The organism is Streptomyces sp. NBC_01689, from assembly GCF_036250675.1.
In the GTDB taxonomy this organism is placed as follows: Bacteria; Actinomycetota; Actinomycetes; order Streptomycetales; family Streptomycetaceae; genus Streptomyces.
The window spans coordinates 7,009,691-7,025,440 of the sequence record NZ_CP109592.1 but is presented as its reverse complement, the minus strand read 5'-3'; the positions used below and the strand labels follow the sequence as shown (position 1 = coordinate 7,025,440).

The following is a 15,750-nucleotide window of genomic DNA, read 5'->3' as shown; positions in this document are numbered from 1 at the left end:
CCGTTATGCGTTCGGGTCCCTCGCCTCAGCCCGGTCCCGAGCGGTGCTGGACCGGGTCTCGAGCCCGACGTGCACGTGACCGGCTCCGCCACGGGCGCGGACCCGGCGGCCTCCCGGCGGGGTGCGGGCCACCCGGTGACCCGTCCCCGCGCACCCGCGGCGGCGGGGCGGGCGGAGGGCCGGCGGACGCCCGGCGGGGTTGCGGCGGCTTCCCGGTTCACTCCCCGGCGGAAGCGTGCTCCGCGGCCGTGCGCACGTCGATCTCGCGCCAGAAACCGGCCCGGATGGCATACCGGTCGTGCTCGTCGATCTGGTCGTCCTTGTGCGCGAGCAGGCCGAACCGCGCGGCGTAGCGCAGCAGCTCGCCGTCGACGCGGTGCGGGACGCGCGGATACATCGCGGACAGCTTCTGCAGATGGCTCTGGTCCGTGAGCCGCCCCATCCAGCGGCGCGCGAAGACCTGTCCGACCTCGTACGGGTCGCCGCCGACGGTGGTGATGTCCTCCTCCCGGTCGGCCCAGCGCTGCTCGGCGGAGGTGAGCTGGGCGAGCGTGGGCAGCGCGGCGGCCTCGGCGGACTCCGCGGTGCCGCCCGGCCGCTCGATCCACCCCTTGTCGGAGGACCAGCGCAGGGTGGCGCTGGTGGGGGGCTGGACGGCCTGGACACCGGGCGCGCGCAGTGCGGCGAGGTCCTTGGGGGTGGGGACGCCCTTGGGGGCGGGAACGCGCTCCTCAGCGCCGTTCTGCGACTCGGCGGCCGACCCGTGCTCCACGTCCTGGGCGGGGCGCTCGGCGGAGCCGGCCAGCGAGGGGTCGGGCAGCGGCGCGGAGAGGATCGCCGCGATCTCGGGACGCGGCGCGGGCGGCGGGGCGCAGATCCCGCCGATCTCCTTGGCCCGGACGGCCTTGGTGATCCAGGCCCGGTCCAGCACGCGGCGCTCGTCGGCCTCGGCGACCAGGTCCTCGGACTGGTTGTAGTCCCCGTCCGCGGCCTGCACGGCCCACAGGTGCACGGCGACCCCGTGCTCCTTGGCGGCCATCATGCCCGGCAGCAGATCCCCGTCGCCGGTCACCAGGACCACGTCGGAGCAGGCGCGGTTGCGGGCGAGCTCGGTGAGCTCGGCGTGCATGGCGGCGTCGACGCCCTTCTGTGCCCAGCGCCCGTCACTGCGGGTGAGCGCGCCGAGGCGTACCGTCACCCGGGGCATCACCCTGAGCCTGCGGTGCTCCGGCTGCGGTACGCGGTCGGGGGCGCCGTCGAACCAGTAGATGCGCAGCAGGGGCCGCTCCGTGTCGGATTCGGCCCGCTCGCGCAGCCCCTGGATGAGGGCGCCGTGGTCGACGGTGATCCGGGATCTCGAGGGCTCCCCGGCCAGGAGGCTGGCGGCAGCACCGAGCAGATACCCGGCGTCCACCAAGACGATGCAGCGGTCCACGGGGTCCACCCTCTTTCCGGTTTCCGGGAGGTTTGCTTCGGGCTTCCTTCGAGTCTGCCCGACGCCGCGGAGGTTAACGGCCCGAACTCGATCTTCGGCGTGGCGTCTCGGGGGACAACGTTCCGACAGGGCTTATTACGCACGGTAATTCTCCGAAATGCACTGCTTGTCAGGCTATGTGAATCTGGTTCCGGCCCTGACCCCTCGGGCCCCACAGGAGGCAATCACCATGGCCAAGAACAAGAACCGCAAGCAGGGCAGCCAGCAGGACCGTTCCTCCCAGGCCGAACGCGCGCAGGAGCAGGCGCAGCGTTCCTCGACGGAGGCGCACACGCCGATGTCGCAGGGCCAGGGCAGTCCCGCGGACGTAGCCCGCAAGCACCAGAAGCGTTTCGGCCACAACTGAGGCCGCGCGTAAGGGCCGTTGAGGCCCCGGCACACACCGAGGGGCGCATCCGTTCGTGGATGCGCCCCTCGCGTACCTCTGTCCCCGCCGGCCGTCCCGCCGGTCTCAGCCCGCCAGGCAGGACGGGCCCAACAGGACCTTCAGGTCGCCGAAGAGGGCGGGGTCGGGCTTCACCCGGTGCCGGTCGAGCCGCAGGACGGTGGTCTTGCGCGGGCCCTGGAGGCGGATGCGCACCTCGCTCTCGCCCTTGTGGTGGCTGAGGATCTCCCCGAGCCTGCTGACCATCGGCGGAGTGACCTTCAGGGCCGGGATGGTCAGGATCACCGGCGCGTTGGTGCCGGCGTTGGACAGGTCCGGGACCTGCAGCTCCATCGCGACCAGACGCGGCACGTCCTCGCGCTTGTCGAGGCGTCCCTTGACGAAGACGACCGCGTCCTCGACGAGTTGGGTCGACACCAGCTGGTAGGTCGCAGGGAAGAACATGCACTCGATGGAGCCCGCGAGATCCTCCACGGTGGCGATCGCCCAGGCGTTGCCCTGCTTGGTCATCTTGCGCTGCAGGCCGGAGATGATGCCGCCGATGGTGACCACGGCGCCGTCCGCGTGCTCGCCGCCGGTGAGCTGGGAGATGCCCGCGTCGGCCTTGTCGGAGAGCACGTGCTCCAGACCGAAGAGCGGGTGGTCGGAGACGTACAGGCCGAGCATCTCCCGCTCCTGGGCGAGCAGGTAGGCCTTGTCCCACTCGTCGGTGGTGAACTCGACGTCGAGTCCGAAGCCGGGCTCGCCGGCGTCCTCGTCGCCCATGCCGCCGAAGAGGTCGAACTGGCCCTCGGCCTCCTTGCGCTTGACCTGCACCACGTTGTCGATCATCGGCTCGAACTGCGCGGTGAGCCCCTTGCGGGTGTGCCCCATGGTGTCGAACGCGCCGGCCTTGATCAGCGATTCCGTGGTGCGCTTGTTGCAGGCGACGGCCTCGACCTTGTCGAGGTAGTCGGGGAAGGAGGCGTACTTCCCCTTGGCCTTGCGGCTCTTGATGATCGACTCGACGACGTTCGTGCCGACGTTGCGCACGGCGGAGAGGCCGAAGAGGATCACGTCGTCGCCCTGGGCGGCGAAGTTCTGCTCGGACTCGTTGACGTTGGGCGGGAGCACCTTGATGCCCATGCGCCGGCACTCGTTGAGGTAGATCGCGGACTTGTCCTTGTCGTCCTTGACCGAGGTGAGCAGACCGGCCATGTACTCGGCCGGGTGGTTCGCCTTCAGGTAGGCGGTCCAGTAGGAGACCAGGCCGTACGCGGCGGAGTGCGCCTTGTTGAACGCGTAGCCGGCGAAGGGGACCAGCACGTCCCACAGGGCCTGGATCGCCTCGTCGCTGTAGCCCTTGTCCCGGGCGCCCTTCTGGAACAGCACGAAGTTCTTCGCCAGTTCGTCGGGCTTCTTCTTGCCCATGACGCGGCGCAGGATGTCGGCCTCGCCGAGCGAGTACCCCGCGATGATCTGGGCCGCCTTCTGCACCTGCTCCTGGTAGACGATCAGGCCGTAGGTGACCGCCAGGACCTCCTGGAGGGGCTCCTCCAGCTCCTTGTGGATCGGGGTGATCTCCTGGAGCTTGTTCTTGCGGAGCGCGTAGTTCGTGTGCGAGTCCATGCCCATCGGGCCGGGACGGTAGAGCGCCGAGACGGCGGAGATGTCCTCGAAGTTGTCCGGCTTCATCAGGCGCAGCAGGGAGCGCATGGGGCCGCCGTCGAACTGGAAGACGCCGAGGGTCTCGCCGCGCTGGAGCAGTTCGAAGGTCTTCGGGTCGTCGAGCGGGAGCGCCAGCAGGTCCAGGTCGACGCCCTTGTTGGACTTCACCATCTTGACGGCGTCGTCCATGATCGTCAGGTTGCGCAGGCCGAGGAAGTCCATCTTCAGCAGGCCGAGCGACTCGCACTGCGGGTAGTCCCACTGCGTGATGGTCACGCCGTCCGTGTGCCGCACCCAGACCGGCGCGTGGTCGACGATGGGCTCGCTGGACATGATGACGCCGGCGGCGTGCACGCCCATCTGCCGGACCAGTCCCTCGACGCCCTTGGCGGTGTCGATGACCTTCTTCACGTCCGGCTCGTTCTCGTACATCGCCCGGATCTCGCCCGCCTCGCTGTAGCGCGGGTGCGAGGAGTCGGTGATGCCGTTCAGGTCGATGCCCTTGCCGAGGACGTCGGCGGGCATCGCCTTGGTGAGGCGGTCGCCCATCGCGTACGGGTAGCCCAGCACGCGCGCGGAGTCCTTGATGGCGTTCTTCGCCTTGATCTTGCCGTAGGTGCCGATCATGGCGACCTTGTCGGCGCCGTACTTCTCGGTCACGTACCTGATCACCTCGACGCGCCGACGCTCGTCGAAGTCGATGTCGACGTCGGGCATGGAGACGCGCTCGGGGTTGAGGAACCGCTCGAAGATCAGTCCGTGCGGGATCGGGTCGAGGTCCGTGATGCCCATGGCGTAGGCGACGATCGAGCCGGCCGCGGAGCCACGGCCCGGGCCCACCGCGATGCCCTGCTTCTTGGCCCACATGATGAAGTCGGCGACGACGAGGAAGTACCCCGGGAACCCCATCTGGATGATGACGTCCATCTCGTACTCGGCCTGCTTCTGGCGGTCGTCGGGGACACCGCCCGGGAAGCGGCGCTCCATGCCGAGGCGGACCTCCTCCTGGAACCAGGTGACCTCGGTGAAGCCGTCGGGGATGTCGAACTTCGGCATGAGGTTCTTCGCCTCGAACATGCCGGTCGTGTCGATCTGCTCGGCCACCAGGAGGGTGTTGGCGCAGCCCTCCTGCCAGGCGTCCGAGGAGTCGACGGCGTACATCTCGTCCGTCGTCTTCAGGTAGTAGCCGGTGCCGTCGAAGCGGAAGCGGTCCGGGTCGGAGAGGTTCTTGCCGGTCTGGATGCAGAGCAGGGCGTCGTGCGCGGTGGCCTCGTGCGCGTACGTGTAGTGCGAGTCGTTCGTCACCAGGGGCGGGATGCCGAGCTTCTTGCCGATCTCCAGGAGACCGTCGCGGACCCGGCGCTCGATCTCGATGCCGTGGTCCATCAGCTCCAGGAAGTAGCGGTCCTTGCCGAAGATGTCCTGGTACTCCGCGGCCGACTTCAGGGCCTCGTCGAACTGGCCGAGACGCAGCCGGGTCTGGAGCTCGCCGGAGGGGCAGCCGGTGGAGGCGATGAGCCCCTCCGACCACTGGGAGATGGTCTCCTTGTCCATCCGGGGCCACTTCTGGAGCCAGCCCTCCGCGTACGCGTCCGAGGAGAGCTTGAAGAGGTTGTGCAGTCCCGTCCGGTTCGCCGCCCAGATCGTCTTGTGGGTGTAACCGCCGGACCCGGAGACGTCGTCGCGCTTCTGGTGCGGCTGGCCCCACTGGATCTTGCGCTTGTTGCGCCGGGACTCCGGGGCGACGTACGCCTCGATGCCGATGATCGGCGTGACGCCCGCCTTCTTCGCCGTGTGGAAGAAGTCGTAGGCCCCGTGCAGGTTGCCGTGGTCGCTCATGGCGATGTGCGTCATGCCCATCTCGTTGCAGGCGTCGAACATGTCCTTGAGCCGCGCGGCACCGTCCAGCAGCGAGTACTGGGTGTGGACGTGCAGGTGCGTGAACGGCGGCTTCGACACGGCTTCGGCCTCCAAGAAGAACGATCGGTGACAGTCCGGGGGACAGCGACGAAGTCTATGACGCGCGACTGACACCCGGGACGGACACCGCGGCGCGAGGGGTCCGGGGGCGGCGGCGGCCGGGTGACGGGCGGCCGGATCGGCCGTACCTTCGTGCGGGGAACGCGGGCACTCCCGCGTACCTTCGTCCGTTGGGAGGACGAAGGCGTCCGTCCCGGGTGGACGGCCCTGTCGTCCTTCTCTCATGCCACTCTCATGTCACGCATCACCTGCACCAGGAGGCACCCAGCGATGTCGGTCCCGCAGCTCAGCGCCGAGCAACGCGGCGAGCAGATCCTCGCCGTCTTCGACACCGCCTTCGGCGAGCTCCTGGCCGCCGACCCGGCCGCGTTCCGCGTGAAGTTCCGGAAGATGGCGGCCTCCGCCTTCGCGTTCTACCGGGGCACGGCGGGGCTCTTCTACCACGACCTGGAGGCCGACCGGCGGGGCGGCCCGTACCTGGACGAGCGGACCTCCCGGGTGTGGATCCACGGCGACCTGCACGCGGAGAACTTCGGCACCTACATGGACGCCCAGGGCCGCCTGATCTTCAACGTGAACGACTTCGACGAGGCCTACGTCGGCCCCTTCACCTGGGACCTCAAGCGCTTCGCCGCCTCCGTGGCGCTCATCGGGTACGCCAAGGCGCTCAGTGACGACCAGATCACCGAGCTGGTCACGGTGTACGCGACCGCCTACCGCGAGCGCATCCGCTCCCTGGCCACCGGCGCCAAGAGCGACGAGGTGCCGCCCTTCACGCTGGACACCGCCGAGGGCCCGCTGCTGGACGCGTTGCGCGACGCGCGCTCGCTGACCCGCTTCGGGTTGCTCGACTCGATGACCGAGATCCGTGACTTCGAGCGCCGCTTCGCCCCCGGCGGCGGCTCCATCGAGCTGGACGCGGCCACCCGCTACAAGGTGCTCGCCGCCTTCGACGGCTACCTGGAGACGCTCCCCGAGTCCTCCCTCACCCGCCCGGACTCGTACCGCGTGAAGGACGTCGTCGGCCGCCGCGGCATCGGCATCGGCTCGGCCGGTCTGCCCTCGTACAACATCCTGCTGGAGGGCAACAGCGACGCGCTGGAGAACGACGTCGTGATCTACATCAAGCAGGCCCAGACCCCCGCCGTCTCCCGGCACATCACGGACTCCTCGATCCGCGACTACTTCCAGCACGAGGGCCACCGCACGGTGATCTCCCAGCGCGCGCTGCAGGCGCACGCCGACCCGTGGCTGGGCTGGACCGAGCTGGACGGCGCCGGGCAGCTCGTCGCCGAGGTCTCGCCGTACGCGGTGGACCTGGACTGGAGCGACATCGACGACCCCGAGGAGATCGCCTCGGTCGTCGCGGACCTCGGCCGGGCCACGGCCGCGATGCACGCGGCGGCGGACGACGAGAGCGGCCACTCGGAGCTGGTGCCGTTCTCCACCGAGCGGGCCATCGACGCGGCGATCGCGGCCGACGAGGAGGGCTTCGCCGCCCTCCTGGTCGACTTCGCGCACGGTTACGGCGCCCGCGCGCGCGGCGACCACCAGATCTTCGTGGACCTGTTCCGCAACGGCCGGATCCCCGGCCTGTAGGCACACCCGACGGCGGACTCACAACGCTCCCGTAACGCATAGGGACCCTTTAGGGGGCTCTTACGGGAGTGCGTGGGACACTCGGCTCCGCAATGGACATATCCGGGACCCAGCTCAGAGCCGTGCGCGCGGCACTGTTCACGGCTGTCGTCGTGACGCTCTCCGCCGCGTCGCACGTGCTGCTGTCCCGGGTCGCGCTGCCGCTGGGCACCGTGGCCGCGATCACCACCGCCGTCTTCGTCATCGCCTACACACTGGCGGGCCGCGAACGCGGCTTCGGGCGGATCGCGGCCCTGCTCATCCCGCTGGAGCTGGCCGCCGACACGGTGTTCACCACGGGCCAGCACGTCTGTTACGGCAGGGCGGGCGGCCCGGTCGCCGGCCCGCTGCGCGCCGTCGGCCTCGACGTCCTGTGCGGCGGTGGCGTGGGCGCCCCCCTGGCCCGGGTGACCGGCGGCGACGACCGCGCCGCAGCCCTGCTCGTGCACACCGACCCGGCCGCCGCCTGGCTGCTGCTCGCCGCCCACGTCGGCGTCGGACTCCTCGCCGCCGCCTGGCTGCGCCGCGGCGAGCGTGCGCTGGACCAGCTGCTGCGCGCCGTGGCCGCGTCCACCTTCCGGCCGCTGCTCATCGCCGTAGCCGCGGTGTCGGTGCGGCTCACCCCGGTACGCCGGCTCCCGCGCCCCGCGCGCCGGAGCACCGCTGCCCGTACCCGCCTGTTCGTGCACTCCCTGGGACGGCGTGGCCCGCCCCGCTCGGCCGCTCTCGTCTGAGCGGCTGCGTCCGAGCACCAGCGGTCCCCCTTCACGTATTCCGCGTACGACGCGTACGCGCCCCCATGGAGATCACCAACATGAGCAAGCGGAACAGCCAGACGGCCAAGTCGGCGGCGCGCGAGAGGCTGCGCATCGAGCGCGAGCGCCAGGCCAGGCGCGACAAGGTCAAGCGCCAGGTCATCGTCGCCGGCGGGATCGTCGCCGTCCTCGCGATAGCGGGCGGCGTCGGCTACGCGGTCGTGCAGAACAACAAGCCCGGGTACTGGGAGGCCGCGAAGGACGACAAGCTCGTCAAGCCGGCCAACACCACCGGCGCCGACGGCACCACCGTCGTGCTCGGCAAGAGCACCGCGAAGAAGACCCTGGTGATGTACGAGGACCCGCGCTGCCCGATCTGCGCCCAGTTCGAGCAGACCGTCGGCAGCACCGTCAAGAAGGACTACGACGACGGCAAGTTCAAGATCGAGTACGTCGGGGCCACCTTCATCGACAACGGCAGCCCCGGCGAGGGCTCGAAGAACGCCCTCAGCGCCATGGGCGCCGCGCTGAACGTGAGCCCCGAGGCCTTCCTCGAGTACAAGACCGCGCTGTACTCGGCGAAGTACCACCCGGAGGAGACGGACGACAAGTTCAAGAGCGACGACTACCTGATCAAGGTCGCGGACACGGTCTCCGCCCTCAAGGGCAACGCGGCCTTCCAGAAGGCCGTGAAGGACGGCACCTACGACAAGTGGGCGCTCGACATGTCCGAGAAGTTCAACAAGAGCGGCGTCCAGGGCACCCCGACCCTGAAGATGGACGGCAAGACGCTGACGGGCTCCGACGGCAAGAACGCCCCGATGACCGTTGCCGACTTCACGACGGCCATCGACAAGGCGCTCGCCGCCTGACCCTCGGGCCGACCGGCCGGAACGCCGCCCCCAGCGGGTCGCCAGGCCGAAATGGTCCAACAGCCGAAGAGCGGGCGAACTTTCTCGGTTCGCCCGCTCTTTGTGCGTACCGGTCGGTAACCTGACCGCTCGTGACCAGTCGTCTCAGCTCATCCGACCCCATGGGCGCCGCCAACTCCCGCGCCCCACGCCGCCGTACGGTCGTCAAGGCCGCGGCCGCCACCGCCGTCCTCGCCGCTCCGCTCGCGGCCGCCCTGCCGGCCCGCGCGGCCGAGGCTCCCGCCTTCCTGCACGGCGTCGCCTCCGGCGACCCGCTCCCGGACGGCATCCTGCTGTGGACCCGGGTGACCCCCACCTCCGCGGCGACCCCCGGCTCCGGACTCGGACCGGACACCGAGGTCTCCTGGACCGTCGCGAAGGACAAGGCGTTCACCACGATCGTCGCCAAGGGCTCCCTCACCGCGACGGCCGCCGCCGACCACACCGTCAAGGCCGACATCCGCGGCCTGGAACCGGCCACCGACTACTGGTTCCGCTTCTCCGCGGGCGGCACCGACTCCCCCGTCGCCCGTACCCGCACCACGCCGGCCGCCGACGCCTCCGTGCCCGGTCTGCGCTTCGGCGTGGTCTCCTGCGCCAACTGGGAGGCCGGCTACTTCTCGGCCTACCGCCACCTCGCGGCCCGCGGCGACCTCGACGCCTGGCTGCACCTCGGTGACTACATCTACGAGTACAAGTCCGGCGAGTACGGGACGCGCGGCACGGTCGTACGGCCGCACTCCCCCGCGGGCGAGATCCTCACCCTCGCCGACTACCGCACCCGGCACGGCCGTTACAAGACCGACCCCGATCTCCAGGCCCTCCACCACCGGGCTCCGGTCGTGGCGATCTGGGACGACCACGAGTTCGCCGACAACGCGTGGTCGGGCGGCGCGGTCAACCACACCGAGGGCGCCGAGGGCACCTGGACCGCCCGCCAGGCCGCCGCGAAGCAGGCCTACTTCGAGTGGATGCCGGTCCGCCCCGCGATCGAGGGCACCACCTACCGCCGGCTGCGCTTCGGCAAGCTCGCCGACCTCTCCCTGCTCGACCTGCGCTCCTTCCGGTCCCAGCAGGCGTCCACGGCCAGCGGCTCGGTCGACGACCCGGACCGTACGATCACCGGACGCGCGCAGCTCGACTGGCTGAAGTCCGGGCTCAAGACCTCGGACACCACCTGGCGGCTGGTCGGCAACTCGGTGATGATCTCGCCGTTCGCCGTGGGATCCCTCTCCGCCGACCTGCTCAAGCCGCTCGCCAAGCTGCTCGGCCTGCCCCAGGAGGGCATCGCCCTCAACACGGACCAGTGGGACGGCTACACCGACGACCGCCGCGAACTCCTCGCGCACCTGCGCTCCAACGCCATCCGCAACACGGTCTTCCTGACCGGCGACATCCACATGGCGTGGGCCAACGACGTGCCGGTGGACGCCGGGACCTATCCGCTGTCCGCCTCCGCCGCCACCGAGTTCGTGGTCACCTCGATGACCTCCGACAACCTCGACGACATCGTCAAGGTCCCCGAGGGCGTCGTGTCGGCGATCGCCTCCCCCGTGATACGCGCGGCGAACCGGCACGTCCACTGGGTCGACACCGACCGCCACGGCTACGGCGTGCTGGACGTCACCCCGACCCGGGCACAGATGGACTACTACGTGATCTCCGACCGCGCGAACCCGAACGCGACCTCGTCCTGGTCCCGTTCGTACCGCACGCTGACCGGATCGCAGACCGTGGAGCGGACCTACGACCCGGTGTAGTCGCTACGGCTACGGCTACAGGCTGTCGAGGAAGCCGAGCGCCACCTTCCAGGTGGCCTCGGCCGCCTCGGCGTCGTGGTCGGGCAGCCCGGGGTCGGTGTAGAGGTGGCCGGCGCCCGCGTACCGGTAGATCTCCACCTCGGCGCCCGCTCTGCGCATCTGCAGATACCAGGCACCGAGCCAGTCCTCCGTCTCGAACTGGTCCGGCTCGGCGACATGGAGCTGGACCGGCAGCTCGTCCACCGAGGCGTTCTCGGCGATGTCCGACGTGCCGTGCAGCAGGAGCAGCCCGCGGGCCTTCTCGTCGCCGAGGGCCAGGGTCTGCGCGAGGGAGGCACCGAGGGAGAACCCCGCGTACACCAGACCGCGGTCCGAGTAGGGCGCCGCGGACAGGACCGCGCGCTTGAGCAGCTCGACCTTGCCGATCTCGTCCTTGCAGGCCATGCCCTCCTCCACGGTCTCGAAGGTGCGCCCCTCGAAGAGGTCGGGCGTCCACACCTCGTGTCCCGCGGCCCGCAGCCGGTCCGCCGCCGCGCGCACCGCGGGCCGCAGACCGTACGTCGAGTGGAAGAGCATGATGTTCATGCCTCCCATGGTGCCAGCCGGCACCGACAGTGACGGGCGCGGGGCCCGGGCGACGGACGCGGGGCGTACCCCGTTCCCTCGCGAGAACACATGTTCATCGCGGCCCGCGGCCGGTTACGTTCTCTGTCATGGAGAACGTACTGCGCCCGGTGATCGTCGTCGGCGGCTCGGTCGTGCTCGCACTGCTCATCGGGTGGTCCGTGGACCGCCTGTTGCGTCGGGTGGACGACCGTCACAGCGAGACCTCCCTGTGGGGTCTGCTCCGCCGCGGCCGCATCCCCTTCCAGCTGGTCCTGTTCGCGGCTCTGCTCAGAGGGTCGTACGACGAGGCGGAACTGCTCGTGGAGCACCGGATCGGCATCGGCAGGACGCTGACCCTGATCCTGATCGGCGCCGCCGCCTGGCTGGTGGTGAGCATCGCGACGGCCGTCGTCGACACCTCGTACTCCCGCTACGCGAACGCCCACCGCGATCCGGCGCGGGTGCGCCGGGTGCGCACCCAGGTCGCGCTGATCCAGCGGGTGGTCACCGCGGTCGTCGGTGTCGTCGCGATCGCCGCGATGCTGCTCACCTTCCCGGCGATGCGCGCGGCCGGCGCCTCACTGCTCGCCTCGGCCGGCATCCTCGGCATCGTCGCCGGTGTCGCCGCCCAGTCCACGCTCGCGAACCTCTTCGCCGGGCTGCAGATCGCCTTCGGCGACATGGTGCGGCTCGGGGACACGGTCGTCGTGGACGGCGAGTGGGGCACGGTCGAGGAGATCACCCTGACCTTCCTGACCGTCCGGACCTGGGACGAACGCCGGATCACCATGCCGGTCTCGTACTTCACCTCGAAGCCCTTCGAGAACTGGTCGCGCGGCACCCCGCAGATGACCGGCATCGTCTTCTTCCACCTCGACCACAGCGCTCCGGTGGAGGCCATGCGCGAGAAGCTGCGGGACATCGTGCGCGAGTGCCCGGCCTGGGACGGCCGTGATCACGGTCTGGCCGTCACGGACTCGACGCCCAACACCATCCAGGTACGCGCCCTGGTCACGGCCAAGGACGCGGACGACATCTGGACGGTCCGGGTCACGGTGCGCGAGCAGATGATCCGCTGGCTCACCGAGCAGCACCCCTACGCCCTCCCCCGCGTCAACACGGCGGAGGCGGTACTTCCACCGGGACAGCTCCCCGGCCCGACCCGCACGGAACCCGACGGCGCGGCGACCGCCCGCCACAACCACGCGCACACCTCCGGGCCCCCGCGCACCGGTCCGGGCCGCGGCTGACCCGTCGACCGGCCACGACCACGCCCCCTCCCGCCTGGCATCCGCCGACCACCGACCGCCCACCGACCGCCGACAACCGGCCACCGGCCACCGGCCACCGGCCGTCCCAGCGTCCTGGACGCAGCCTGCGCTGAGGGCGCGCGTCCTGGACGCGCGCCCTCAGCGCAGGCTGCGCACGTCGAGATGCCGCAGCACCCGGTCCACGATCTCCGGGTCCGCCCCCGGCTCACTGCGCGCCGACAGCACCTCGTGCCGGGCCGCGCTCATCATCTCCGCCTGGATGCGCCGGACCCGCTTGAGCCGCCGCGCCCGCTGCTCGTACGCCTCGCGCCGTTCCTCGTCACCCAGGTCCGGACTGATCCGCGTCCCGATGTCGAAGGCCCGCCGCAGCAGCTGTTCGGAGACCTCCTCCGACAGCTCCTCGACCTCCTCGATCTCCTTCAGCCTCCGCTTCGCCGCCTTGGCGGCCCGGACCGCGAGCTCCTTCTCGAAGGCCTTCTCGACGTCCTCGTCGGCCCGCACCCCGAGCCGCCTGACGAGCCAGGGCAGCGTGAGCCCCTGCAGCACGAGCGTCGCCATGATCACACCGAACGCGATGAACACGATCTCGTCCCGGTCGGGGAAGGGAGATCCGTCGTCCATCTTCAGGGGAACCGCCAGCGCGAGGGCCACCGAGGCGACCCCGCGCATCCCGGACCACCACATCACCACCGTCTCCCGCCACGACGTGGGGATCTCCTCGTCGTAGTCCCGCTTCGCGTGCAGCCGCTTCGTCAGCCACGTCGCCGGCAGCAGCCACGCGAGGCGTACGAGCACGACGACCGCGACGATCGCGGCCGCCCACCCGAGCATCTCGCCCCACCGTCCGGCCGCCGTCCGGATCGCGTTGTGCAGCTCCAGCCCGATCAGTCCGAACGCGACGCCGGTGACGAGCGTGTCCACCACGTCCCAGAACGTGTGCCCGGCGAGCCGGGTCAGGACGTCGTCGGCGTCGGTGGCGTACTCCGCGAGGAAGAGCGCGGTGGTGAGCACGGCGAGCACCCCGGAGCCGTGCAGCTCCTCCGCCAGCACGTACGCCGCGTAGGGCACCAGCAGGGTCAGCCCGACCTGCAGCGTGGCGTCACCGAGCAGGTCCATCAGCCGGTTCGCGGCCCACCCCAGGCCCACCCCCACCGCGACCGCGACGACGGCGGACAGCACCAGGTCGAGCCCGGCCCGCCACGGCGAGAACGATCCGCTCACGACCGCGGCGATCGCGACGTGGTAGAGCACGATGGCCGTCACGTCGTTGAAGAGACCCTCGCCCTCCAGGATCGAGACCAGCCGGCGGGGCAGCCCGAGCTGTCCCGCGACCGCGGTCGCGGCGACCGGGTCCGGCGGCGCGACCAGCGCTCCCAGCGCCACCGCGGCGGCGAGCGGCAGCCCCGGCACCACCGTGTTGGCGACGACCGCCACCGCCGCCGTGGTGAGGAACACCAGGGCCACGGCGAGCAGGAAGATCGGCCGCTTGTTCGCGGTGAACTGCCGCCACGAGGTCCGCCGCACCGACGCGTACAGCAGCGGAGGCAGCAGCAGGGGCAGGATCAGGTCCGGCCGGATGTCCACGTTGGGCACGAAGTCCGGCACGGCCAGCGCGATCCCGAGGAGCGTCATCAGCACCGGCGCCGGCAGCCCGAAACGGTCCCCCACCGGGACGCTCAGCACGGCCCCGAGCAGCAGCATGAACAACAGGGCCAACTGATCCACGGTCAGCGCTCCGCGAGGTCTAGGCGATCAAGGAGGGGCCGGCCCCAAGCCTGCCACGCCGCCCCGCCGATGCCCTCTCCCGGCAGGGCCCTCCCACCGATGCCCTCTCCCGGCCGACCCCGTCCGCCGGAGTGCTCACAGGGTCTTGCGCATCGCCCGGTGGTCGATCCCCGCGTCGAGGAACTCCTCGCCGTACGCCACGTAGCCGAGCCGCTCGTAGAAGCCCAGCGCATGCGTCTGCGCGTGGAGGTCCACGGAGGTGAGCCCGCGCGCGCGGGCCGCGTCCTCGATGGCCCCGACCAGCGCGACCCCCACGCCGAGCCCGCGCGCCTCCTTGATCACGGCGAGTCGTCCCAGCGAACCGACGCCCGGGTCGCCGCCGGTCTTCGCCGCGGCGTCCGCGCCGTGCAGCAGCCGCCCGGTGCCCAGCGGCGTGCCGTCGTCCCGGACCGCCAGCACGTGCAGCGCGGCCCCGGCGTCGTACGCGTCGTACTCGATGTCCTCGCTGACGCCCTGCTCGCCGACGAAGACCTCCTTGCGCACCGCGAAGCACGCCTCGCGGTCGGCGGCGTCCTCCGCCGTCCGCAGTGTGTACGGGACGGTCATGCGTTGCTCTCCTCGCGCACCTTGTCGAGGGCCTTCTGCAGGTCCTCGGGATAGTCGCTCGCGAACTCCGCCCACTGCCCGTCGCCCGGGTGCTCGAAGCCGAGCCGGACCGCGTGGAGCCACTGACGGGTGATGCCGAGCCGCTTGGCGAGCGTGGGGTCGGCGCCGTAGGTCAGGTCGCCGACGCACGGGTGGCGGTGCGCCGACATGTGGACGCGGATCTGGTGGGTGCGCCCGGTCTCCAGCTTGATGTCGAGCAGGGAGGCCGCGCGGAACGCCTCCACCAGGTCGTAGTGGGTCACCGACGGCTTGCCCTCGGCCGTGACCGCCCACTTGTAGTCGTGGTTCGGATGCCGGCCGATCGGGGCGTCGATGGTGCCGCTCGTCGGGTCCGGGTGGCCCTGCACCAAGGCGTGGTAGCGCTTGTCGACCGTGCGCTCCTTGAACTGGCGCTTGAGCGACGTGTACGCGTACTCGGACTTCGCGACCACCATCAGGCCCGACGTGCCGACGTCGAGGCGGTGCACGATGCCCTGGCGCTCGGAGGCGCCCGAGGTGGAGATGCGGTACCCGGCGGCCGCGAGACCGCCGATCACGGTCGGTCCCGACCAGCCGGGGCTGGGGTGCGCGGCGACGCCGACCGGCTTGACGATCACGACCACGTCGTCGTCGTCGTGCACGATCTCCATGCCCTCGACGGGCTCGGCGACGATCTGGACCGGCGCGGGTGCCTGCGGCATCTCCACTTCCAGCCAGGCGCCGCCGTGCAACCGCTCGGACTTGCCGACCACCGAACCGTCGACCGTGACCTTCCCCGCCGCGGCGAGCTCGGCGGCCTTCGTGCGGGAGAAGCCGAACATCCGGGAGATGACGGCGTCGACGCGCTCGCCCTCCAGGCCGTCGGGCACGGGCAGGGTACGGATCTCGGGAATCGTGCTCACCCGTCGAGTATGCCGGACCGGCCGGACACC

12 protein-coding genes are annotated in these 15,750 nt (G+C 70.7%); 6 read left to right on the top strand and 6 right to left on the bottom strand.

Annotated features, from left to right (window positions below; translation table 11 throughout):
- Positions 1–217: 217 nt before the first annotated feature.
- Positions 218–1,435, bottom strand: coding sequence for an NYN domain-containing protein (locus tag OG776_RS29975; protein WP_329322822.1), 1,218 nt, complete (start codon positions 1,433–1,435; stop codon positions 218–220).
- Between the two features lie 229 nt (positions 1,436–1,664).
- Here OG776_RS29975 and OG776_RS29970 point away from each other — a divergent pair, with 229 nt between their 5' ends.
- On the top strand, positions 1,665–1,841 hold the full coding sequence (locus OG776_RS29970) for a hypothetical protein (protein ID WP_187285986.1): 177 nt from the start codon (positions 1,665–1,667) through the stop codon (positions 1,839–1,841).
- 105 nt (positions 1,842–1,946) lie between these two features.
- Here the strand turns inward: OG776_RS29970 and dnaE are convergent, their stop codons facing one another.
- Positions 1,947–5,486: a DNA polymerase III subunit alpha gene (dnaE, locus tag OG776_RS29965; RefSeq protein ID WP_148013552.1), complete on the bottom strand. Its 3,540-nt coding sequence runs from the start codon at positions 5,484–5,486 to the stop codon at positions 1,947–1,949.
- Positions 5,487–5,777: 291 nt separating this feature from the next.
- On the opposite strand from dnaE, the gene OG776_RS29960 reads away from it, so the two are divergent.
- The 4 genes from OG776_RS29960 (at position 5,778) to OG776_RS29945 (ending at position 10,571) form a co-directional block, all read left to right on the top strand.
- Positions 5,778–7,106 (top strand): DUF2252 domain-containing protein, encoded by a 1,329-nt coding sequence (locus tag OG776_RS29960; protein ID WP_148013553.1) that lies wholly within the window; start codon positions 5,778–5,780, stop codon positions 7,104–7,106.
- A gap of 92 nt (positions 7,107–7,198) precedes the next feature.
- Positions 7,199–7,879, top strand: a complete 681-nt coding sequence (locus OG776_RS29955) for a hypothetical protein (protein ID WP_148013554.1) — start codon at positions 7,199–7,201, stop codon at positions 7,877–7,879.
- 80 nt (positions 7,880–7,959) lie between these two features.
- On the top strand, positions 7,960–8,772 hold the full coding sequence (locus tag OG776_RS29950) for a DsbA family protein (RefSeq protein WP_148013555.1): 813 nt from the start codon (positions 7,960–7,962) through the stop codon (positions 8,770–8,772).
- Between the two features lie 131 nt (positions 8,773–8,903).
- Positions 8,904–10,571 (top strand): alkaline phosphatase D family protein, encoded by a 1,668-nt coding sequence (locus OG776_RS29945; RefSeq protein WP_410093383.1) that lies wholly within the window; start codon positions 8,904–8,906, stop codon positions 10,569–10,571.
- A 15-nt stretch (positions 10,572–10,586) separates the two neighbouring features.
- Here the strand turns inward: OG776_RS29945 and OG776_RS29940 are convergent, their stop codons facing one another.
- The gene (locus OG776_RS29940; RefSeq protein WP_148013556.1) at positions 10,587–11,156 is read right to left on the bottom strand and encodes a dienelactone hydrolase family protein; all 570 of its coding nucleotides are present in this window, start codon (positions 11,154–11,156) and stop codon (positions 10,587–10,589) included.
- A 128-nt stretch (positions 11,157–11,284) separates the two neighbouring features.
- On the opposite strand from OG776_RS29940, the gene OG776_RS29935 reads away from it, so the two are divergent.
- A complete protein-coding gene (locus OG776_RS29935) occupies positions 11,285–12,427 on the top strand; it encodes a mechanosensitive ion channel family protein (RefSeq protein WP_148013557.1) in 1,143 nt (380 codons plus the stop codon).
- A gap of 159 nt (positions 12,428–12,586) precedes the next feature.
- On the opposite strand, the gene OG776_RS29930 is transcribed toward OG776_RS29935, so the two are convergent.
- The 3 genes from OG776_RS29930 to OG776_RS29920 all read right to left on the bottom strand — a co-directional run bounded on the left by OG776_RS29930 (position 12,587) and on the right by OG776_RS29920 (position 15,720).
- Positions 12,587–14,173, bottom strand: coding sequence for a Na+/H+ antiporter (locus OG776_RS29930; protein WP_148013558.1), 1,587 nt, complete (start codon positions 14,171–14,173; stop codon positions 12,587–12,589).
- A gap of 135 nt (positions 14,174–14,308) precedes the next feature.
- A complete protein-coding gene (locus tag OG776_RS29925) occupies positions 14,309–14,779 on the bottom strand; it encodes a GNAT family N-acetyltransferase (RefSeq protein WP_329322819.1) in 471 nt (156 codons plus the stop codon).
- A complete protein-coding gene (locus OG776_RS29920) occupies positions 14,776–15,720 on the bottom strand; it encodes an RluA family pseudouridine synthase (RefSeq protein WP_148013560.1) in 945 nt (314 codons plus the stop codon). Before OG776_RS29920 ends, OG776_RS29925 begins: the two co-directional genes overlap by 4 nt.
- Between the last annotated feature and the right edge of the window lie 30 nt (positions 15,721–15,750).

Excerpts from the sequence above, each read along its gene's own strand:
- OG776_RS29970 (WP_187285986.1), top strand. The coding sequence starts at position 1,665 with ATGGCCAAGAACAAGAACCGCAAGCAGGGCAGCCAGCAGGACCGTTCC.
- OG776_RS29960 (WP_148013553.1), top strand. The coding sequence starts at position 5,778 with ATGTCGGTCCCGCAGCTCAGCGCCGAGCAACGCGGCGAGCAGATCCTC.
- OG776_RS29955 (WP_148013554.1), top strand. The coding sequence starts at position 7,199 with ATGGACATATCCGGGACCCAGCTCAGAGCCGTGCGCGCGGCACTGTTC.
- OG776_RS29950 (WP_148013555.1), top strand. The coding sequence starts at position 7,960 with ATGAGCAAGCGGAACAGCCAGACGGCCAAGTCGGCGGCGCGCGAGAGG.
- OG776_RS29940 (WP_148013556.1), bottom strand. The coding sequence starts at position 11,156 with ATGAACATCATGCTCTTCCACTCGACGTACGGTCTGCGGCCCGCGGTG.
- OG776_RS29935 (WP_148013557.1), top strand. The coding sequence starts at position 11,285 with ATGGAGAACGTACTGCGCCCGGTGATCGTCGTCGGCGGCTCGGTCGTG.
- OG776_RS29925 (WP_329322819.1), bottom strand. The coding sequence starts at position 14,779 with ATGACCGTCCCGTACACACTGCGGACGGCGGAGGACGCCGCCGACCGC.